Source organism: Desulfatitalea tepidiphila (genome assembly GCF_001293685.1).
Classification (GTDB): Bacteria; Desulfobacterota; Desulfobacteria; order Desulfobacterales; family Desulfosarcinaceae; genus Desulfatitalea; species Desulfatitalea tepidiphila.
In genome coordinates, this window is record NZ_BCAG01000005.1 from 138,944 (window position 1) to 160,517 (window position 21,574).

Annotated in this window: 21 protein-coding genes; 17 read left to right on the plus strand and 4 right to left on the minus strand. The window is 57.9% G+C overall.

Annotated features, from left to right (window positions below):
* The first annotated feature begins 2 nt into the window (after positions 1-2).
* The 6 genes from DFT_RS18445 to DFT_RS18470 all read left to right on the plus strand — a co-directional run bounded on the left by DFT_RS18445 (position 3) and on the right by DFT_RS18470 (position 5,210).
* A complete protein-coding gene (locus DFT_RS18445) occupies positions 3-1,409 on the plus strand; it encodes a nitrogenase component 1 (protein ID WP_076750789.1) in 1,407 nt (468 codons plus the stop codon).
* Positions 1,410-1,428: 19 nt separating this feature from the next.
* Positions 1,429-2,706, plus strand: a complete 1,278-nt coding sequence (locus tag DFT_RS18450) for a NifB/NifX family molybdenum-iron cluster-binding protein (RefSeq protein WP_152972076.1) — start codon at positions 1,429-1,431, stop codon at positions 2,704-2,706.
* Between the two features lie 63 nt (positions 2,707-2,769).
* Positions 2,770-3,075 (plus strand): (2Fe-2S) ferredoxin domain-containing protein, encoded by a 306-nt coding sequence (locus tag DFT_RS18455; protein ID WP_054032747.1) that lies wholly within the window; start codon positions 2,770-2,772, stop codon positions 3,073-3,075.
* Positions 3,076-3,193: 118 nt separating this feature from the next.
* Positions 3,194-3,676, plus strand: coding sequence for a hypothetical protein (locus tag DFT_RS18460; protein ID WP_054032748.1), 483 nt, complete (start codon positions 3,194-3,196; stop codon positions 3,674-3,676).
* The gene (locus tag DFT_RS18465) at positions 3,667-4,170 is read left to right on the plus strand and encodes a GNAT family N-acetyltransferase (RefSeq protein WP_054032749.1); all 504 of its coding nucleotides are present in this window, start codon (positions 3,667-3,669) and stop codon (positions 4,168-4,170) included. The genes DFT_RS18460 and DFT_RS18465 overlap by 10 nt, the downstream gene beginning before the upstream one ends.
* Positions 4,140-5,210: a hydroxymethylglutaryl-CoA lyase-like TIM-barrel protein gene (locus DFT_RS18470; RefSeq protein ID WP_054032750.1), complete on the plus strand. Its 1,071-nt coding sequence runs from the start codon at positions 4,140-4,142 to the stop codon at positions 5,208-5,210. The genes DFT_RS18465 and DFT_RS18470 overlap by 31 nt, the downstream gene beginning before the upstream one ends.
* 16 nt (positions 5,211-5,226) lie before the next feature.
* On the opposite strand, the gene DFT_RS18475 is transcribed toward DFT_RS18470, so the two are convergent.
* Positions 5,227-5,730 (minus strand): PaaI family thioesterase, encoded by a 504-nt coding sequence (locus tag DFT_RS18475; RefSeq protein ID WP_054032751.1) that lies wholly within the window; start codon positions 5,728-5,730, stop codon positions 5,227-5,229.
* Positions 5,731-5,969: 239 nt separating this feature from the next.
* Between DFT_RS18475 and DFT_RS18480 the strand changes: the two genes are divergently transcribed.
* The 10 genes from DFT_RS18480 (at position 5,970) to DFT_RS18525 (ending at position 16,584) form a co-directional block, all read left to right on the plus strand.
* On the plus strand, positions 5,970-6,419 hold the full coding sequence (locus tag DFT_RS18480) for a cytochrome c3 family protein (protein WP_054032752.1): 450 nt from the start codon (positions 5,970-5,972) through the stop codon (positions 6,417-6,419).
* 78 nt (positions 6,420-6,497) lie between these two features.
* Complete coding sequence (locus DFT_RS18485) at positions 6,498-7,784, plus strand: 4Fe-4S dicluster domain-containing protein (protein WP_054032753.1); 1,287 nt, start codon at positions 6,498-6,500, stop codon at positions 7,782-7,784.
* Positions 7,777-8,736 (plus strand): RnfABCDGE type electron transport complex subunit D, encoded by a 960-nt coding sequence (locus DFT_RS18490; protein ID WP_054032754.1) that lies wholly within the window; start codon positions 7,777-7,779, stop codon positions 8,734-8,736. The genes DFT_RS18485 and DFT_RS18490 overlap by 8 nt, the downstream gene beginning before the upstream one ends.
* A 1-nt stretch (position 8,737) precedes the next feature.
* Positions 8,738-9,331, plus strand: coding sequence for an RnfABCDGE type electron transport complex subunit G (gene rnfG, locus DFT_RS18495; RefSeq protein WP_054032755.1), 594 nt, complete (start codon positions 8,738-8,740; stop codon positions 9,329-9,331).
* A 14-nt stretch (positions 9,332-9,345) separates the two neighbouring features.
* Positions 9,346-9,969 (plus strand): electron transport complex subunit RsxE, encoded by a 624-nt coding sequence (rsxE, locus tag DFT_RS18500; RefSeq protein ID WP_054032756.1) that lies wholly within the window; start codon positions 9,346-9,348, stop codon positions 9,967-9,969.
* 14 nt (positions 9,970-9,983) lie between these two features.
* Positions 9,984-10,556: an electron transport complex subunit RsxA gene (rsxA, locus tag DFT_RS18505; protein WP_054032757.1), complete on the plus strand. Its 573-nt coding sequence runs from the start codon at positions 9,984-9,986 to the stop codon at positions 10,554-10,556.
* Positions 10,557-10,805: 249 nt separating this feature from the next.
* Positions 10,806-12,887 carry an FAD-dependent oxidoreductase gene (locus DFT_RS18510; RefSeq protein WP_200907093.1) on the plus strand — a complete coding sequence of 694 codons (2,082 nt, stop codon included), beginning with the start codon at positions 10,806-10,808 and terminating at the stop codon, positions 12,885-12,887.
* 622 nt (positions 12,888-13,509) lie between these two features.
* Entirely contained in the window at positions 13,510-14,547 is a 1,038-nt protein-coding gene (gene dctP, locus DFT_RS18515) for a TRAP transporter substrate-binding protein DctP (protein WP_054032758.1), read from the plus strand.
* A 172-nt stretch (positions 14,548-14,719) separates the two neighbouring features.
* The gene (locus tag DFT_RS18520) at positions 14,720-15,274 is read left to right on the plus strand and encodes a TRAP transporter small permease subunit (RefSeq protein WP_054032759.1); all 555 of its coding nucleotides are present in this window, start codon (positions 14,720-14,722) and stop codon (positions 15,272-15,274) included.
* Positions 15,271-16,584 carry a TRAP transporter large permease gene (locus DFT_RS18525; protein WP_054032760.1) on the plus strand — a complete coding sequence of 438 codons (1,314 nt, stop codon included), beginning with the start codon at positions 15,271-15,273 and terminating at the stop codon, positions 16,582-16,584. The genes DFT_RS18520 and DFT_RS18525 overlap by 4 nt, the downstream gene beginning before the upstream one ends.
* A 90-nt stretch (positions 16,585-16,674) precedes the next feature.
* On the opposite strand, the gene DFT_RS18530 is transcribed toward DFT_RS18525, so the two are convergent.
* From DFT_RS18530 to DFT_RS18540, 3 genes are all read right to left on the minus strand, one after another.
* The gene (locus tag DFT_RS18530) at positions 16,675-18,066 is read right to left on the minus strand and encodes an FAD-binding oxidoreductase (RefSeq protein ID WP_054032761.1); all 1,392 of its coding nucleotides are present in this window, start codon (positions 18,064-18,066) and stop codon (positions 16,675-16,677) included.
* 75 nt (positions 18,067-18,141) lie between these two features.
* Complete coding sequence (locus tag DFT_RS18535) at positions 18,142-18,933, minus strand: IclR family transcriptional regulator (protein WP_054032762.1); 792 nt, start codon at positions 18,931-18,933, stop codon at positions 18,142-18,144.
* 92 nt (positions 18,934-19,025) lie between these two features.
* Positions 19,026-19,928 carry an MBL fold metallo-hydrolase gene (locus tag DFT_RS18540; RefSeq protein ID WP_054032763.1) on the minus strand — a complete coding sequence of 301 codons (903 nt, stop codon included), beginning with the start codon at positions 19,926-19,928 and terminating at the stop codon, positions 19,026-19,028.
* 429 nt (positions 19,929-20,357) lie between these two features.
* On the opposite strand from DFT_RS18540, the gene DFT_RS18545 reads away from it, so the two are divergent.
* The gene (locus tag DFT_RS18545; RefSeq protein ID WP_054032764.1) at positions 20,358-21,518 is read left to right on the plus strand and encodes an MFS transporter; all 1,161 of its coding nucleotides are present in this window, start codon (positions 20,358-20,360) and stop codon (positions 21,516-21,518) included.
* Positions 21,519-21,574: the final 56 nt, after the last annotated feature.

Consider the following 21,574-nt stretch of genomic DNA (forward strand, 5'->3'; position numbering starts at 1 on the left):
TCATGCCACCCACGATTACCAAGGAAGCCTGTCTCCTCGATCGTATCCGGGTGACGCCTTCGGCCGAGGCCACCCAGAATGCCTGCAAGCTCTGTGCGCCGTTGGGAGCGGCTTTGGTCTTCAAGGGGATTCAAGGCGCGGTGCCGTTGCTGCACGGCTCCCAGGGCTGCAGCACCTACATCCGCCGCTACCTGATCAGCCACTATAAAGAGCCGATAGACATCGCCTGTTCCAACTTTTCGGAACACTCGGCCATCTTCGGCGGCGGCGCCAACTTGAAGCTGGCCCTGGAGAACGTGCGACATCAGTATGCGCCAAGCCTGGTGGGCATCGCCACCACCTGCCTCTCCGAAACCATCGGCGACGACGTGGCCATGTTCATCAAGGAATATCGAAGGTCGAAGACCGGCCAGACCCTGCCGCCCATCGTTCATGTGAGCACACCCAGCTACCAGGGGAGCCACATGGAGGGGTTCCATCGCGCCGTATGGGCCACGGTATCGGCCCTGGCCGGCGACGAGCGCCGGGGGGACGCCCGCCGGGTCAACCTCTTTCCCGGCATGCTCTCGCCGGCCGACATCCGGCATCTGAAACAGATGACGGCGGCATTCGGCCTTGAGGCCGTGGTGCTGCCCGACTACAGCGAAACGTTGGATGGCGGGCTCTGGAAGGATTATCAGCGGGTGCCGGAAGGTGGAACCCCGGTGGATGCCATCGCCGCCGCCGGCGCAGCCGAGGCCTCCATCGAGCTGGGCGGCTCCCTGGCCATGGCCCGCGAGACGGCCGCCAGCTTTCTGCAGCAGAGGTTCGCTGTCCGCCCCTTCCGGTTGGGTATGCCCATCGGTATTCGCCAGACCGACGTTTTGATTCAGTCGCTCGCGGAAATCAGCGGCCGTCCGGTGCCCGGCTGCTACGCCGAACAACGCGGCCGGCTGCTCGACACCCTGGTGGATGGTCACAAATATGTCAACACGGTGCGTGCGGCCCTCTATGGCGAAGAGGATCTGGTGGCCGGCATGGCCGGATTCCTGGCCGAAATCGGCATTCACCCGGTGGTGTGCGCTTCGGGCGGCCGCAGCATGCACCTGGCCGAAGCGATTCGGGCGCAGATACCGGCCTCCTGGCACGCCGAAACCGCCATCCTGGAGGATGCCGATTTCACCGCCATCGAAACAGCCGTGGATACCGCCCGCCCGGATCTGATCATCGGGCACAGCAAGGGCTACGCCATGTCCCGCCGCCTGGGAATTCCCCTGGTGCGCATCGGCTTTCCCATCCATGACCGCATGGGCGGATCGCGCCTGCTGCATGTGGGCTACGAAGGCGCCATGGCACTCTTCGACCGCCTGGCCAACACCCTGATCGAACGCCGCCAGGACGCATCGCCGATCGGCTACACTTACATGTAATGTGGAAAGGTGGTTGCCCATGAACCTCGAACAACACCCCTGTTTCAATCGCAAGAGCCATCACACCTTTGGACGCGTCCATCTGCCGGTGGCGCCCCGCTGCAATATGCAATGCAAATTCTGCAACCGCCGCTTCGACTGCGTCAACGAAAGCCGTCCCGGCGTCACCAGCGCCCTGCTCTCGCCCGGACAGGCCATGGTCTATCTGGCGGCCGTGCTCAGGAAAAAACCGAATATCAAAGTCGTGGGCATTGCCGGCCCGGGCGACCCTTTCGCCAATGCCGGGCAGACCCTCGACACCTTCGAACGGGTGCGCGCCGGCTATCCCGACATGATGCTCTGCGTGGCCAGCAACGGTTTGAATCTGCTGCCCCATATCGATGCGCTGCACCGCCTGAAGGTCAGCCATGTCACGGTCACGGTCAACGCCGTGGACCCGGCCATCGGCGCCAACATCTACAGCTGGATGCGCATCGACAAACGGGTCATCAGCGGGGAGGCGGGCGCATCCTTTCTCCTGGAAAGGCAGTTGGCGGCCATCACGGCCCTCAAGGAAATGGGCATCCTGGTCAAGGTCAATGCCATTATCCTGCCAGGCATCAACGAGACGCATATCGTCGAGGTGGCACGGCGCGTCGGCGCCCTGGGGGTGGACCTGTTCAATGCCATGCCCTACTTCCCCTGCCCGGGCAGCGCTTTCGAGCATCTCGAAGAACCTTCAAAAGAGCGCGTCGCCGTCATCCGCGAGCAGGCCGGACAATATGTCCGCCAGATGCGCCACTGCACGCGCTGCCGGGCCGATGCCGTGGGTCTGCTCGGAGAAGCGCCTTCCCGGTCATTGATGGAGACTCTGAACAATTGCCAACACCTGTCGGTTCTGCCCGACAAGGGGACGCAGCTCTCCAACCGACCCTATGTGGCGGTGGCTTCCATGGAGGGCGTGCTGGTCAATCGTCATTTAGGCGAAGCCGACCGGCTGCTCATTTACGGTCCCACCGAAGGCTGTATCGGCCTGATCGAAGCCCGTCCGACCCCGGCGGCCGGCAGCGGACTCGTGCGCTGGCAAGAGATGGCCGCCCGGCTCGGAGACTGCCGCGCCCTGCTGGTTTCCGGTATCGGGGAGAACCCGCGCAACACCCTGGCCGACAGCGGGATCGACATCTACACCTGCGAGGGGCTCATCGACGAGGCGGTTCGGCGCGTCTACAGCGGCGAAAGCCTCAGCGACCTGGCCGTGCGCAAGGCACGGGCCTGCGGGGCCTCGTGCGGCGGGGACATGATGGGGTGCGGGGCATGAAGTTTTAAGTGTAAAGTTTGAAGTTTGAAATGAAGTTTTTTCCTCATGAAAGGAGTACTTCCAATGGACAAACCGAGTTGCCATATTTTCGTCTGTGCCAGTTTTCGATCCGATGGAGACGCCAAGGGCGTTTGCCACAAGAAAGGATCCACCGATCTGCTGGCCTATATCGAAAACGAAATCCTGGACCGGGGCATGGATGCCCAGATCACCAGCACGGGCTGCATGAAGGCGTGCGATTACGGCCCGGTCCTGGTCGTCTACCCCCAGGGCCACTGGTATGGCAAAGTGGAAGCCGAAGCAGTGGTGGACGAAATCCTCGATGCCATCGAAGACGATGCCGTGGCAGAGAAATTCCTGATCCAATAAAGGATCCGGTTGGAGGTCCGGTTGGGACGACCGGCGATCAGCGCCGTATATGGTCCCGAAAGGCCAAACTTTGGCGGCAACGCATTGTCACGAGACTATCGACTTTGGAGGTGCAACGATGAGCGATTGGTCGGCATTTGTCCACGAGGGGCATCAATACTTGAAAACCGCACGCAATGGGCACCAGCGCAAAACCGTATTCAACAACGAACTCGTTTTCAACCTGATCGGCCTGTCCATAGAAAAGCTGCTGGTCGGCTTATGTCTGCATCGGGGGCATATGCCCATGGATCACACCCTGTCCGGCATCGTGTCCGAGGCCGACCGACTGTGTCCCATGGGGGCATCCCTGACCACGGCCGTCGGAATGATGAATCGGGTTCAGGACCTGTGCTCCCTCGACGCCGATTCCAGGTGCACCGTGGACGACGACCAAATTGAAAACCTGCTGGCGATGAACGAACGGGTGGCCGCCTTTGTAAGGGACAAGACAAGATGGGCCGGGCCTTTGCCGGTGGCTGCAGATCCGGAGAAGAGCAAGTCGGGAACGCCTTTCGGAAGACCGCTTGCCGACGACCAGGGAGCGGGAATATGCCTGTGACGATCCGCGATGCCGGTATGGAGGACATCGAAACGATGGTCGCACTGCTTCACCAGCTGTTTGCCATCGAAAAGGACTTCAGGATCGACATCCAGCGCCACCGCCGGGGTCTGGAGCTTATGTTGGACGGGTGCGGCAAACACCGCTGCGTCAAGGTGGCGGAGGCGCTGGGGACGGTCGTGGGCATGGGCAGCGCCCAACTATTGATCTCCACGGCCGAGGGCGGTGCGGCGGCCCTGATCGAAGACATCGTGGTCGACGCCCGATGGCGCCGAAACGGCATCGGCAGGCGAATCATAGACGCCCTGGAACGATGGGGGATCGAGCGGGGGGTCACCCGCATGCAATTGCTGGCCGACCGCACCAACTTCGCGGCGCTTGATTTCTACGACCGCATCGGATGGCTGCCGACCCGGATGATCTGCCTGCGAAGGAGGTCCGCCGAAATGAGGGGGACACCTCCATGCCGGATACCATCATGTCCCGAAAGATAACAATCATCGACACTACCCTGCGCGACGGGACTCAAGCACCCGGGGTTGCCTTTGATCGGGAAGCCAAGCTGGCCATTGCAAAGGCCCTGGAACGATCGGGGGTGGACGAACTCGAGGTGGGAACGCCGGCCATTGGCGCTAAGGAAGAGGATGATATCCGGCATATTCTCGACCTGGGCCTGGCGTGCCCTATCAGCGTCTGGTGCCGCGCCCGTGTGGAGGACTTGATGGCGGCCGAACGCTGCGGAGCGAGCAACATCCATATCAGCCTGCCGGTCTCGGACATCCACTTGTCGGCCCTGGGAAAGAATCGGGCCTGGGTGTTGGATCAATTACGCGTACTTCTTCCCCCGGCCCTGGACCGGTTTGAAGCGGTCAGCTTGGGCGCCCAGGACGCCACGCGCAGCGATTCGGCCTGGATCAGCCAGGTCGCCCGGGCGGCCGCACGAGCGGGGGTCTGTCGCCTTCGCATTGCCGACACGGTGGGCATCGCCCGGCCCTCCTCGATATCGCCGTTGATCCGGACTCTCGCCGCGGCCGTTCCCGGATTGCCGCTGGAATTCCATGGGCACAATGACCTGGGGATGGCCACGGCCAACGCCTTGGCTGCCGCCGAGGCCGGCGCCGACGCCATAAGCGTGACGGTCAACGGCCTGGGCGAACGCGCCGGAAATGCCGCCCTGGAACAGATCGCCATGGTCCTGCAACAACACCCAGAACTCTCTTGCGACATTGCCGGCGAGTCGCTTCTTCCGCTGAGCCGGCATGTGGCCCAGGTCTCCGGACGCCCCATCGCGCCCGGCCAGCCGGTTGTCGGCGACATGGCCTTCTCCCACGAATCGGGCGTCCATTGCCACGCCCTGCTCAAAGACCCGCACACATACGAACCTTTTCCGCCGAAACAGATAGGAAGGCGCCGCCGTTTCATTTTGGGCAGCCATTCGGGCCGGGCCGGCATCCATCACCTGCTCGGGCAAGCCGGCATTCAGGCGTCGGCGCTTCAGGTCAAGACGCTGCAAGATTTACTGAAAAGCGCGTAAGCCCCTCTCCTCTGGCTCAATCCCGCTCATAACAACGGGCGAAATCGTCCACCGTACGATCGTCCATGATCTTCATCCGACGCATCAATTTGGCGCTCAGCAGGGCGAAACGGCCTTTGGCACGAGCGCAGACCTGGTTCTCGGAGTTGTAAAGAACGGCGCCGACCTCGGCTTCCGTGTTCTTGATCTGCCGCTCGATGCGTCCTTCGGTGCGCAGGGGGGTATTGGGCGCCGCCGGCTGGATGAACTCGATCTCCATGGTGCGCGTCAAAATCAAACGCTTCAGCAGGTGAATCGCGGTCCAGCTCATGGTCTCATCGAGCAACGTGGCGATGATACCACCATGAACGAGATCTCCCCAACCGCACATGTATGAAGGGACAATCACTTCGGAGGCGACGATGCGGCCGTCCGTGAGAAAGGTCATGTGCAGGCCGAAGGGATTGTCTTTCCCGCAGGCAAAACAGAGACGATCGCTGGTAAAATTTTTCAGCGGCGAAAAAGCGGATTCCGTCTGCATGCCAGGCTTTCCTTTTGCTATTCCATCGGGGTCCCGGCACCCCGTGGCACCTTATGAAAATGCAACGAACCGGGTGCTGCTTTCATTAGCCAAATTTGCTATTATATTCAATTATTTCATCCATATTGCAATAAAAGACTTGAAAGGCCCATACCGTTATGGTAGTCGAGTGCCTTGGTTTTCAATCGCTCGGTGTCCGTTTTTTTTCATAAATTTAATAGAGTAAGGAACTTGCGCAGATGACTTCCAAGAAGCACCGAATGATCGTCTATGGCGTCGCCATTCAGTTACTGCTCATCGCCATTGTCTGTTACGCCGCATTCCCCATCGAGAAACCCCCCGAGCCGATCCGCCTGATGTATCAAACCAATGCCGGCAAAGTTCTCTTCGATCATCAGACCCATGCCACCGTAAAGGGATACGCACTCGATTGCATGGATTGCCACCACGCCCATTTCGGCGAAGAGATCGAACCTGTAGCCTGTGGTTTGTGCCACGCCACGGGGCAAAAGGTCAGCGAATACCCCCAGGCCTGCTTTGATTGTCACGGAGATGCTTCGGAAATCGAATCCCCGGACATTCTCAAACGGTCCGATGCGTTTCATCAGCAATGCATCCAATGCCATGAACAGTATGGCGCCGGACCGGGGGCAGGTGCTGAAAATTGTTCCAAATGCCACGTTCTGTAAAAGAACTGTCGTTTTTCAAAGGCCATGATGGATTCATCCGTTTACTGTTTACCGTCGCAGCCCAGTAAAGGTTAAGCCATGCTATCCAAACCGTTTTTCGGCTACACCCAACCCAAGTTCCAATACGAGTTGTTGAGCACCAAACTCCCCCGTCCGGCCATCACTACCCAACCGGCGACTGTGACCCTGTTGCTTCCCCGGGAAATGGGCCCCAATCCATCGCCGATCCTCAAACCGGGGGTCAAAGTCCGCACCGGCCAGCGGTTGACCTGGGATGAAAATCCGGGCCCGGCCGTGGTCTCCAGCGTGACCGGCACGATAACGGGAATCAGCGCCCACCTCGGCGATTATGGCCGCAAATTCACGGCGATTGCCATAGCGGTGGACCCAAAAGACGATTGGGACAAACAGTTCGCCGAGACGCGCGGCGACCTCACCCTGCAAGCCCTGACGGCGCATTTGACCGGCGCACCCGGCGCACCGCCTCTGGAAACGATTGCCAATGCCACAAGGCCGATCGAAACCATCGTCATTTATGGCGGCGATACGGATCTGCTGGTGGACACCAACCTCTATGTCCTTAAAAGCCAGACGGCGGCCATCGAGCAAGGAATCAAGACGCTTAAAAAGGTGACCGGCGTCGAACGGATCATCATGATGGTTCCGGGCGATAGTTTTCAGAATTTCGACGGCCACTTCGGTGCCGACGTGCGCGCGGTGCCCAACAGCTATCCCCAGGGGCAGCCGCTCATGATCTATTACCGGCTTTTCGGACGGATCCTCGAGCAGGGCCAGACGTTCGAAGGCCAGGGCGTGGTTTTCATGCGCGCCGAAGCGGTGGCTTCCATCGGCAAAGCCGTAACCGACGGCCGCGTACCCATGGAAAAAATCGTCACGGTGGTGGACAAGCAAGGGCAGAAAAAAGTCTTTGCGGCCCGGATCGGCACCCCCGTCGGTAACCTCCTCAAAGCGATGAACATCACCCTGGCGGATCGTGACCGCCTGATCTTCGGCGGTCCCATGACCGGAACGGCCGTATACTCCGAGGAGTTGCCGGTCCTGCCCGACACCGATGCGATTCTGGTGCAGGACAGCCATGATGTCGTGCTGTCCAGCGACTACCCCTGCATCAACTGTGGAGAGTGCGTTCGCATCTGTCCGGCCAATGTGGGCGTCAACGTCCTGGTTCGATATCTGGAAGCCGGGCAATACCAGGAAGGTGCCAATCTTTACGACCTGTATTCCTGCGTGGAGTGCGGACTGTGCAGCCTCGTGTGCGTGGCCCGTATCCCCATCCTCCAGTATATCAAGCTGGCCAAATTCGAACTCGCACGTGAAGTCCCGGCGGAGGAAGAGAATGAATAGTCAGAACAAACTCCTTGTTTCCCATGCCCCCTTCTGGCACATCGGCACAGCGGTACCCGCGCGCCATTACAACACCATCATCGCCGCTCTGCCCGCGATCCTGATGGGCCTCTCCGTGTTCGGCGTGCCGGCCCTGGCCGTCATGTCCATGTCCATTGCCAGTGCGATCGGCTGGGAGTTGATCTACACCAAAATCGCCAAGCGTCCCAATACCTTGGGCGACGGCCACGCGGTGATGATCGGCACGATCTTCGGGATGCTGCTGCCGGCCACCCTCCCCTGGTGGGCGGTCGTCACCGGCACCTTCGTGGCGATCTTCATCGGTAAGCAGATCTTCGGCGGCATCGGCAGCAACCCGTTCAATCCCGCCGTTCTCGCCCTGGCGATCATCTCCATTTCCTGGAAAAACCACCTGGATTTCGACGCTCAACTGGTCCATTTCAATTTCGACTTCAATGCAGCCCACCCACTGGTGGCCCTGAAGGCCTTCGGACCGGAGGTGGTTCAGGGGTACAGCCTGACCCAGCTGTTTCTCGGGCAACAGGTGGGCGGCATCGGCAGCACTTGCGGACTGGCATTGATCATCGGCGGCCTCTATCTGATCATTCGGGGTTTCGTGCGATGGGAAATCCCTTTCGCATTTATCCTGGGGCTCTTCATCACCGCGACGCTGTTTCACATGGCGGCCCCGGAACGATTCGCGGGTCCCATGTTCCACCTGCTGACCGGCTATACCCTGATCGGCGCCTTCTTCCTGGCCACGGAAGACGCGACGTCGCCCGTGTATCCCCTTCCTATGCTCTTATACGGCGCCCTTGGCGGAATCATGACCATTCTGATCCGAAACATCGGATCTTACCCGGATGGTATCATCTATGCCATTTTAGTAATCAATCTGATAAATCCTCTTGTTGACAAGATCAGACCCAAAGCAATTGGAAAGGTAGCCTAAAATGGGTGAAATGATCAAAATGGTGGTCGTCCTTACGGTGTTGAGCGTCATCTCCGGTGGTGGTTTGAAATGGTATGAAGGATTTACCAAGCCTGCGATCGAAAATGCGGAAATGCAACTGGTCAAAGGTCCCACGGTCCTTCAAATCATGGAAGGCGCCGAAAACAATCCCATCGAGCAGCGATTCAAGATACCCTCCGGCGAGACCGAGCAAACGATTTTCGTCGGCAAATTCGATGGCCAGCTCAAAACGATTGCGATGGAAACGCAGGTCAACGGGTTTGCCGATAAGATGGGATTGATGGTGGCCATCAACACCGACGACGATACCTTGAAGGGCATCGGCGTGACCACCCACAAGGAGACGCCGGGCCTGGGCGGCAACGCCAAGGCCGACCCCTCTTTCGCTGCCCAATTCAAAGGCAAAACCATCGACCAGGAGATCAAGGTCACCAACGATGGTGGGGATATCAACGCCATTTCGGGTGCCACGATCACTTCCCGAGCCGTCTGCAAAGGCACCATGCAAGCCATCGAAGCGTACAAACAGCTCAAACCCCAGATCCTGGAACAGCTTAAAAGCCTTGAAAAATAAGAGGAGTTTCTGAAATGGCCAAATCGTTAGCTGCTGAGTTTACCAAAGGCCTCTGGAATGAGATCCCGCCGTTTCGGCTGGTCCTCGGGCTTTGCCCGACATTGGGCGTCACCACATCGATGAAAAACGGTATCGGCATGGGTCTGGCCACCACTTTCGTGCTGCTTTGCGCCAATATCCTGGTGTCGGCACTCAGAAAGGTTATTCCATCCAAGGTCCGCATCGCCTGCTTCATCATTATCATCGCGTCGTTCGTCATCATCGTGGAACTGACGATGCAGGCCTATGCATACACCCTCTATCTCGACTTGGGCGTATTCATCCCCTTGATCGTCGTCAACTGTATCGTGCTGGGACGGGCCGAAGCCTTTGCTTCCAAAAACGGATTGGTCCGCTCCGCGGCCGACGGCCTGGGCATCGGGATCGGATTCACCCTGTCTTTGGCCGCACTGGGTGCCGTTCGTGAGTTGCTGGGCACGGGAAGCCTGAAAGGCGACGTATTCGGCCTGTTGCCGTATGATATCCCCAATATTTTCGGCGCATCCTTCGAACCATTCGCTTTTGCGGTCCAGGCACCAGGGGCGTTCATCGCCCTGGGGTTGATGCTTTGCGTGATGAACCTTATCCCGAGCAAGTAGTCTGAGGAGTTACCATGGAATATATTGAGCTGATCGTTGCCACCATTTTTGTCAACAACATTCTGCTGGCGCAATTTCTGGGCAACTGCCCCTTCCTGGGCACATCTAAGAAAATGGAAACGGCCGTCGGAATGGCCATGGCGGTTATCTTCGTGCTGGTCATGGCCGGAGTCATTACATGGATCGTGTATGAGTGGCTGCTGGTTCCCTTCAAGCTGCAATTCCTGCGCACCATCGCCTTTATCCTCGTGATCGCCTCCCTGGTGCAGTTCGTGGAAATGTTTCTTAAAAAGAGCATTCCGGCCCTCTACGCCGGTCTGGGCATCTTCCTCCCCTTGATTACCACCAACTGCGCTGTGTTTGGTGTCTGCGTGCTCAATATCGACAAAGAATTCAGCTTCATGCAATCCTTGATCGCTTCGTTCGGTTACGCGGCGGGGTTCGGCTTGGCGTTGATCCTGTTCGCCGGTGCCCGTGAACGGATACTGGTGGCACGGGTGCCGCGTCCCTTGCAGGATACCTCCATCGCACTGGTCACGGCCGGCATCATATCCTTGACATTTTATGCTTTCCGGGGAATGGTCTAATCCACGGCACCTGCCCGGATCGGAATGGGGCATCTGTTTTCCGCATGAACCGTTCAGGGCGATAAGTTCCGAACGGTTTTTGTGTTACTGGGGCAAGGCTGCCAGGGTTGGCTGGCCACCTTGCCGGAATAATCGCACACTATTTGCACAGTGAACCTTGGCAGGAGAGACGACGAGGGCACTCATACCTGCACATGAGAGAATGCCCTTTTCAATCCGACCTGCTGGCGTGGTTCCAAGGAGGATCCTGTGTTCGAAGCTGTTCTCATTATGTTAGGTATCGGCGCCGCCTGTGGCATCGTCCTCAGTGTGGCCTCCAAAGTATTTTACGTATGGGAGGATCCCCGCATCTCCCAGGTCGAATACTTCCTATCCGGCGCCAATTGCGGCGGCTGCGGTTACGCGGGTTGTTCGGCAGCCGCCAATGCGGTGGTGGCCGGCAAGGCGCCGCCCAGTGTATGCATCGTGGCCGGTGCGGAGGCCGCGATCGAAATTGCAGCCATCATGGGCGTGGACCCCGGCACGGCCGAACCGCTGCGCTCGCTCAACAGCTGCCTTGGCGGTCATCGCGCCGCCGATAAATACTATTATGATGGCGCCCAAACCTGCGCGGCCCTGGCCAATCTGCACGGCGGGCGGCGGGTCTGCTCGGTCGGCTGCCTGGGCATGGGCGATTGCATCCGCTCCTGTAAGTTCGACGCCATTCACATGGGCCCCGACGGCTATCCAGTCGTCGACGAAGCCAAATGCGTGGGTTGCGGTGCCTGCGAGAAAGCCTGTCCCAAGAGCATTCTCACCGTCCGCACCATGAGCCAGCGCCTGCTGCACTTCAACGAGCTCGACGATGCGCTGGCTCCCTGCCAGCAGACCTGCCCGGCCGAAATTAATATCCCGCAGTACATCGACTGTATTCGCAAAGGGGACTATGCCGGCGCCGTCAACACCATCCGCGAACGCAATCCTCTGCTGCTCACCTGCGGCCGTGTGTGCCCCCATCCCTGTGAAGATTACTGCCGCCGCGGCATCGAGGACGAACCGGTATCGATCAATCAGCTCAAACGCTTCGTGGCCGATTGGGAAATGAATTCGGGCAAACGGCTGCCCATCCCCTGTGCACCGGATACAGGCAAAAAAGTGGCCGTGATCGGCGGTGGACCGGCCGGCGTGAGCTGTGCCTATTTCCTGCGCCGCCTCGGTCACTCGGTCAACATCTTCGAGGCCATGCCCAAGCTGGGGGGCATCACGCGCTACGGGATCCCCGAATATCGCCTGCCCGACAAGGTACTCGATTGGGAAATCCAGGGCATTCTCGATCTGGGCATCGAGGCTTACACCAACCATATTCTCGGTCGCGATTTCACTATCCAGTCTTTGCGCGAAGAGGGGTATGACGCCATTTTCATGGGCATCGGCGCCTGGAAAGATTACGCTATCGGCGTTCCGGGCGAAGACATGGAGGGATGCTGGAAAGGTATCGAGTTTCTCTCCAAGGTCGCCGGATCACCAGACAAGAAAATCCCGGTGGGCAAACGGGCCGCGGTGGTCGGCGGCGGCAACTCGGCCATCGACTGCGTGCGCACCCTCAAACGTCTGGGATGCGAGGAGGTTTATATCGTTTATCGCCGGACCCGCAAAGAGATGCCGGCCAACGAGGTCGAAATTGTGGCGGCCGAACACGAAGGGGTCAAATTCCAGTTCTTGGCGGCTCCCAAACGGGTGGTGGGCGACGACCAGGGCCGCGTCACCGGCCTCGAATACCTCCGCATGGAGTTGGGCGAACCCGACGCCAGCGGCCGGCGTCGTCCCGTACCCGTCGAAGGGTCGGAGACCATTCTGCCCATCGACATGCTGATATCGGCCATCGGACAGCAGCCCGAACTCGACTTCCTTGAAAAGGAGCCTGAAAAAGAGCAGCTGACCATCACCCGCTGGAACACCTTTGACAACGATCCCGAGCTGTTGCAGACCAGTCTGCCCGATGTATTTACCGGAGGTGATGCGGCCACAGGCCCCTCGCTGGTCGTGGACGCCATCGGCGGCGGCCGGCGCGCGGCGCGCTCCATCCATCAATACCTGACCGGAGAGGAGATCCATACCTCTCCCAAGTCCCTGCGTAAGAAGCATATTCCCGAATCACTATTTAAAACGGTTTCCGGCGTGGAGACAAAGAAACGCACTCCCATGCCGGAGTTGCCAGTAAAAGAGCGTATCGACAGCATGATTGAAGTCGATCTTGTGATCAGCGAACAGGACGCGGCTCATGAAGCGGGGCGATGCCTGCACTGCTGCCGGATTTGTTACGATCCGGAGAAGTCGATCAACGCCGCCTGATCCATCACCACCTCTGACATAGGTCCATGGCATGCCCCTTGGCCCCTGCAGTGTACGCCAAGGGGCATGTCTGTTTCATAAGACCCGATCCATGCGAGAGGCCATCCCCCACCGAAGCGTTTCCAGAACAGATTCAATTAGTTTTAGGAGCATACACCGTTCGGCCCTATCATACATAAACACTCTCTGATTTTCTTTAACCGTTTGTAATATCGTCCAATTCTAAACATGGCACATTTTTGCCCGTTGACAGCGCACCACCCGTCTGTCATAGTAATTTTTCATTATCAATTACTGGATGCCATTACCTGTTTTTCAAGGCGACGAACTGCTGACCCCCATTCAGTATTTAAATCATTTAGGGATGTTACGCTGCCGGAGGGATCAAAACGGCATGGTACACGATCAACAATCGATGCCCCGGGACTTGATGCGCTCCTGCTGCGCACTCTCCCATTGGGGCGTCCATCTGTTCTATCCCGTCGCCCCACCTGTTTGGACCGTTTTTGAAGTGCGGTTATCGATAGGAAAACCCGTTGACGACGAAAGGAGGTGGCGCGCACTATTTTAAACTCGTGCACAACAATGCTTCCAACCCCATCCCATACAAGGAGGATTTGATATGAAAGCGAAGTTTCGGATTTTTGGTCTATTGATTGTCGGTTTGGCTTGTTTTTCGATGATTTGCTTCAATGTCGGTCAAGCAGACGCCGCGGACAATGTCATTAAATGGAAAATGCAGACCCACTGGCCCGCCTCAAGCTCCTCCTTCGAAGACAGCGCCAAGGTGGTCGTGGAAAAGCTGAAAAAGCGGACCAACGGAAGATTGGATATCGAGCTCTATCCGTCGCCCGCCCTGGTTCCCCCCACAGAGCTCTTCGACGCCTGCAAGCGAGGAATGCTTCCGATCATCGTCACCTCCTCGGCCTACCCCCGCGACCAGGTGCCCTTGATGGACATCGCTTCCGGATTGCCCATGAATTTCAAGAACGTCTGGGAAATCATCTACTTCAATAAATGGCTGGGGTTCGATGACATGGTGCAGGCCTCTTTCAACCAGCACGGCCTCTACTACGTGCCCGACAAGGTCTACCCCACCGAGTTGTCCTGCAAAAAGCCGATCAAATCAATCGACGATTTCAAGGGATTGAAGCTCCGTTCGTCAGGCATCCTGCAGGTCTATCTCTCTTCCATCGGAGCGGCTGCTTCCATGCTTCCCGGCAGCGAAATCTACACCGCCCTGAGTTCCGGGGTTATCGACGGCGCCCATTGGGGGGCGGTCCAGGGCAGTGACAGCATGAAATTTTACGAGGTGAGCAAGTACCACCTGCGGACCCCTTTGAATTTCGCCCAGACCGATATCTGGCTGGTCAACATCAAGGCCATGGAAAAATTGCCCCAGGATATCCAGGACATTCTCAAAGATACGCTCGAGGAGCACTTCTGGCTGCGCACCAATCAGTATCAGTACCAGGAAGAGATTACTCTGGCAAAGATTCAAAAAGAAAAGGGCGTCACGGTCACCACCTTGCCGGACGCCGACTACAACAAGATGAAAGCCGCCGCCATGGCCACGTGGGATGAGGCGGCCAAACGCAGCCCGGAGAACGCCAAGGCCGTCCAGATGCTCAAAGATTTTCTCGTGACCTTGGGTCGATAGGTACGAATGGCTTTCAATTCCACCATCTGCGGTCAAGGGCGGGTGTTTGCCCGCGGCTGGTTTTTTGTCCCTTAAACATGCTTGGTGTTTCGATCGGTTGGGGTTGCTCGGCCCGGGTAGGGATCACACATAGGCTCAGGCCAGGCAACCCTTTTTCAATGGAGGAAAGAGGGTGCAAACCATCAACGCGGTGCTACGATGTATCGATAACTTGAACGACTGGATCGGCAAAATTCTCTCTTATGCCGTTTTTATCATGTTCGTTCTAGTCTTGTCAGAGGTGGTGCGGAGATACTTTTTCAACTCTCCCACGGTCTGGGCCAATGAGCTGACCCAGCTGGTTTTCGGTGTCTACGTCATTCTTTCGGGCGGCTATATTCTCAGGTGGGGCGGGCATGTCAATGTCGACATTTTTTACTCCACCCTCTCCGATCGCTGGAAGGCCATCCTGGACATTTTCACTTCAACTATTTTTTTCCTGTTTTGCGGCATGCTTTTCGTCTATGGCGGCTCACTGGCCTTGGAATCCCTCTCCAACTTCGAGCACTCGCGCTCGGCATGGAATCCGCCGCTCTATCCTTTCAAACTCTGCATACCTTTGGCCATGATATTGCTCATGCTGCAAGGCATCGCCAAACTGATCCGCGATATATACACCGTCATTCATGGGAAACCCATGAGTCCGGTCAGCGAAGCCGCTGAAACGGTAGAAAGGGAAGTGCTGTGAGCATCGAAATCCTGACCCTCCTGTTTTTCCTGGCCCTGTTCGTGTTTCTTTTTCTTGGGCTGCCGCTCTCGTTCGTCCTCGGCGGCGTCTCGATTCTTTTCATCTGGTGGACCTGGGGTCCCGAGGCTTTTTTCATGGTGGCGGCCCAGACCTGGGGGGCTATGAATAAGTTTACACTGGTCGCCATACCGCTATTCATCTTCATGGCCATGATCCTTGAAAAATCGGGTACTGCCAAAGACCTGTACGACATGATGTACCTGTGGTTCGGGGGGCTGCGGGGCGGCCTGGTCATCGGGACCCTGGTGATCTGTGCCATCTTCGCGGCCATGTGCGGCATCAGCGGCGCGGCCGTGGTCAGCATGGGGGCCATCGCCCTGCCCTCCATGCTGGAACGCAAATATGACAAACTCATGGCAGTGGGCTGCATCAACTCGGGCGGCGGGTGGGGCATTCTCATTCCACCCAGCGTCATCATGATCCTCTATGCCCTGATCACGGGCGATTCGGTGGGTCGGCTCTTCGCCGGCGGTGTGCTGCCAGGATTGCTGCTGTTGGTCATCGTGTCATCGTACGTCCTAATCCGCTGCTATTTCCAACCCCATCTGGCGCCGGCCTTGCCGCCGGAGGAGCGCGGAGACTGGGGCCGTAAATTCAAAGCCCTCAAGGCGGTGATTCTCCCCGTTTCCATCGTATTCGCCGTGCTCGGATCGATCATCTTCGGTATCACGACGCCCACCGAAGCCGCGGCCGTGGGATTGCTGGGATCGCTGGTCTCGGCGCTGGTATACCGTCAATTGACCTGGAAGCTGCTGCTCGAAGCCAGCATGCGCACCTTCAAGTTGACCGGCATGATCATGTGGATCCTGTTCGGGGCATACAGCTTCACGGCCGCCTACCACGGCATGGGCGCCTCGCACCTCATTGAAAACATCATGCAGTATGTACCCGGCGGGCCCTGGGGCACCATCATCTTCATCCAGATCCTGGTCTTTCTGCTGGCCATGGTGCTCGATCCGGCCGGCATCATGATGATCTGCATCCCGGTATTCCTGCCGATCATCAAGGCCCATGGATTCGATCCCCTGTGGTTCGGCATCCTGTTCATCATGAATATGAACGTGGGCTACATGACGCCGCCCTTCGGCTTCAACCTGTTTTACCTGAAAGCCATCGTGCCGCCTTCGGTCACCATGGGCGATATCTATCGCTCGGTCATTCCGTTCGCTATCATGGAGTGCACCGGGCTCGCACTGGTCATGGCCTTCCCCAAGATCGCCACCTGGTTGCCGGATATGTTTTTTAAATAGGACCCATTCACGAATGGTTCATTGACCCCTGACAAAACAAGGCGCGGGATCCCCCCGCGCCTTGTTAATTTTAAACAGCCGCCACCGGTTTCAGTCCGGAAACATCTTACCCGGATTCAATATGCCATTGGGATCGAACAGGGTTTTCACTTTCTTCATCCACGCCAACGAATGTCCGTGTTCGGCCGGCATGAATTTGCGTTTTCCGATGCCGACCCCGTGTTCACCGGTGGCCGTTCCGTCCATCTCCAGGGCCTTCATGACCATACGCTGGTTGAGCCTGTCGATGGCCTGCCACGCGAGGGCGTCATCCGGTTTGGCCCCCACGACCAGGTGTATATTGCCGTCTCCCGCATGACCAAAAATATAGGCCGTGGTTCCCGCTGCCTCTCCGGCCGCCTCGCGGGCAAATGCGATCATTTCCGGGTAGGCGGAGATGGGCACGGCCACGTCGATGACGATGCGATGTTGATCTTTGTGGACTTGTCGGATCATTTCGCCCAGCGAGTGGCGCGCCTCGATCAGCCGATCCCGCTCGGCCCGATCCAGGCCCGGTCTGAAATCGATCCCGCCCTGGTCTCCGCATAATACCTGTAACAGATCCATGGCCTCGGAGAGATGCACGGTGGAGGCGCCATGCATCTCCACGAAAAGCGTGGGCGATACGGTCAGATCGAACCCTTTGCATCGATTGATCACCTCAATACATTCAGGCGCCAGCAATTCGATGGCCGCCGGGTTGATACCCGAGCGCATGACGTCCAAGACGGTCCGGCTGGCCGCCTCTACACTGGAGAAGGTGGCCACCGCCCAGGCAAACTCTTCCTGGATGGGGGCCAGCCGCAGGGTCGCCTCGGTGACGATCCCCAGCATGCCCTCCGATCCGACGAACAGATGCAGCAGGTCATACCCCGAAGAGCTTTTCGACGCCCGATTGCCCAGCTCGATCACCTCTCCGTCGGCGAGCACGACGGTCAGGCGCTGGACATAGTCCTTGGTCGATCCATAGCGCACCGTGCGCGTCCCGCTGGCGTTGTTGGCGATCATGCCGCCGATGGTCGCACCGGCTCCCGGGTCCGGCGGAAAAAAGAGACCGCTGTGACGCAGCTCGTGATTCATCTCCTTGTAAACGACCCCGGGCTGGACGTCGATCTGGAAGTCGTCCGGACGGACACTCAAAATTTTGTTCATGTAACCGAAACTCAACACGATACCGCCGCATACGGGAATGGGGTTGCCTTCCAGGCTGCTACCCGAACCCCAGCCCGTCACGGGCAGCCGGCGCTCGTTGGCATAGGTCAAAATCGCCACGACCTCTTCAGTGGACTGAGGCCAGATCACCACCTCGGGGCGAACGGGTCGGTGCCGGGATTGATCCCTGGAGTGGGTGTTGAGTGCCGATTCGCCGGTCGAACAGCGCGCCGTATCGACCAATGACGCCAGGTAATGCAGATCCTGCTCGTTGAGATGATTGAGCGACATGACTTTACCATTGCCCCTTTCTATCGGACCGGCAAATCACCGGCCGGCATCGATCGGAAATCGATCAAAAATTGCTCATATCGTGTTCGAAGCGGCGCCCGGGTTTGCAAAATCAGGTAGATAGCCCATGTAACGGGACACCTCGGCCGTTGTTTTCACAAGCTCCTCGGCCAACTCCTCAATCTTACCCTCATCCATGCGCTGGGCCGCGCCCGAAAGGCTGATGGACCCGGCCACCTGTCCGTCCCGCTGAAATACTGGTGCGCCGATACAGACCAACCCCTGGACCGCTTCCTGGCGATCGATGGCGTAACCCCGCCTGCGAGTTGCTTCCAGATCCGCCAACAAATTTTCCGGATCGGTAATGGTCATATCGGTAAATGCGATCAATTCCGTACGTTGAAGGTACTGTTTGACCTGGTCCTCGCCCAAATGGGCCAACACCGCTTTGCCGATCGCCGAACAATAAGCGTGCACCCGGGGACCGAACTGGTGGGGCAGGACGGCACGGGGTCGCGGATGGGCATCCGATGTGATCACCATGGAGTCGCCGTCCCAAATAGCCACACGCACCACGCGTTGCGTCGATTTGGCCAATTGGTTGATCAGACCGGCCGATTTTTGATTGATTTCCAGGGTACCGGCCAGAATAATGCCCAATTCGTATATTTTCAGACCCAATCGATATTTACGGCCGGGCAGGTCCTGCTGCAAAAACCCTTGCTGGAGCAACGTCCGGATCAGCCCATGGACGGTGCCCTTGGACAGGTCCAGCGCACGACTGATTTCGGTCACCCCGAGCACCGGGCAGCGGTGTGAAAATAGAGCCAGGATCTGTAGCGCACGATCGACGGACTGGATGGACATGGCATGACCTCCGTTCCAACAGGTGGATTTTGGGTTTGAAGCCTGATGCCGGTCGACAACACCTGCGCCGGCAACACCGAAAAGATTTCCGATTATTCGATTTTCATTGTCTTGGCAATATATCGCACCATCTGACCGGCGACCATGGTACGAACATCGTCCGAGAGAAACGAATCGCCGGAACGTTTGAGAAAAATCTCTTTGATCTCCTTGGTGCATCTGTCAATATCGCGCGTACGCCGGTAGGTCTCTTCCAATAACTTGCGGGTCTCCTTGGCCGCCGCGATGGCCGCAGGGAAAAAAGCCCGTGCATCTTGATCCAGATAGGCCCCGTAATGCTCCAGAAGAAGCACGTCTATGTCGTAGCGGGACACCCGCTCCAGATTCTGTTGATATTGATCAAAATTGGAGTTGGGCGTCGGATGATACTGCCCCTGGTGACACAACCCGACAGCATCCGACGCAAACATGGCCCGCTGTTCCGGCATATAGCACGCGATGGAGCACGATGAATGGCCCGGGACCTCCAGCACGTCGAACCGCAGGTCTCCACAAACCAGGTGGTCTCCCTCGGAAAGGGTCTCTTCGATGACGATACGGTCGAACTGGTATCCCAGCGCGCTCTCCGATTGCCCCCGTCCCAAGCGCTCGGTCGCTCGCCGGTTCATCTCGGCGATACTCTGGTTGATCGCGGGATTGGCAAGCAGTTGCCCGGCCCTGACCGATGCTGTCACCCTGGCCCATGGCCAACGCTTCTTCAGAAACGGCACCGCGCCACAATGATCGAAGTGGGAATGCAGGATACAAATGCGCGCAATTTTCAGCTCGTCGATGCCGAATGCCTCGATCTGCTCCAGCAGGTCGGGAACGATATAGGCCATGCCGCCGCCCATGAGCATACTCTCCCGGCCGCCGTCGACCAGGTAAACGCATGACTCGTAACGGCCCAGCAGAGTGATGCGGTCCGTTACTCGTCCAGGGTGGGAAATGATCATGCCGATAGCCTCCTGCGGCCACTTGGATCGTCTGGAACGGTGAAGTCATCCCATGGCCTCATCTTTGATTAAAATGCTAAGTAACACAATACGTTTTGGGATGTCAAAATGTGTTCCATCTCGCCGAATCGATCATCACCACCAACCGGGCGCTACGTGCCACGGGAACGGCTGTTGACAAGCCCTGAGGACTCCTTTAAGTTGGAACTGTCGTGCAGCCCTTGACCTGCATAACCCGCATAAAAAAATCAACTTTTTGACAACGGTGACGTCCGCCGCAAGGATAGTCGGCGAGTTGGGGGATGCCCCACCGGACAGATATCCGGCCTGACATTCGGGCAGGTATCCGACCCGATATTCAACTCGATAATCAACCCGATAATCAACCGGATAATCAACCCGATAAACAAATTGATCGGAACGAACCACTTGAAGCTCAGCCAACTCATTCCCATTTATATCGGAGCGGCCATCGGCCCCATGGGCGGCTTCGGTATCGTCACCATTCTGCCGGTCATGGCCCACAACTGGTCGGTCAGCTTCGGCAGCATATCCGTGGCCATTACAGCCTACATGATGCCCTTCATCGCCATCCAGATTTTTTCGGGCGCCATTGCCCAGATATTCGACGCCCGCAGGACCCTGCTTTTTGGATTCACGGGGTACGCTATCGGTGCCCTGTTCAGTGGGCTTTCATCCAACTTCGGTACGTTTCTCGCGTTTCGAATCGTCCAAGGCATCGGAGCCGGTTTTCTGACGCCCATCATCATGGCGCTCATCGGAGAACTGGTGCCGGAAAAACACATCGGAAAGGCCATCGGTTTCCTGGGGGTGGCCTACACCGTCGGCGTGACACTCGGCCCATATCTTTCCGGCGCCATCGAGGTGCGCCTGGGTTGGGCCTTCTTTTTCTACTTTTTATCGGTCGTTGCCCTGCTCGCCGGCTTGTTCTACCTGCTGACCAGCACATCTCAGGAGCGCCCCATGGACCGGCAGGCGAACCTCCTGGACATCTTTCCTCTTTTGAAAAGCGCCGTCCGCGAACCCGGCACAGTCTTGCTCAGTTTCGCGGCCTTCGCTCTCTTTTTCGGGTATATCGGCATCATGACCTTTACGGCCGATGATCTCAAGACGCTTGCCGGCCTGCCGTCGGATAAAATCGGCACCATACTTTCGATCACCGGCCTGTCCGGCATCGTGGTCTCTCCCATCGCCGGCTACGTAGGAGACCGGGTGGGCCGAAAGATCGTATTTGTTTTCGGGAGCCTCATTGCCATCATCGCCATCGGCCTGATGCTATGGCTTCCCTACGGTTTTTTCAACCGCCTGCTGCTGTTTCTCCTGCTGGGAACCGGTGCGGCCACGGCCTGGACCTCCCTCAACACCATGGCAGTGCGCATCTCCACATCGCTGCGTCAACCGGTCACCTCTATCTACAATGCCATCAAATTCTCGGGATATGCCGTTTCACCGGCTGTCCTGGCGCTCTTGTATGCGCCTTACAAACTCCAAGCGGTCCAGGTCGGCAGCATGCTGGCGATTGCAGCAGCCACGATCCTGGCCTTGTCCGCGAAACCCAGAATGAACTGACAAAAGGACCAAACGCCATTTCGGCACCCATCAAGAACATATCAAACAGGAGGAAA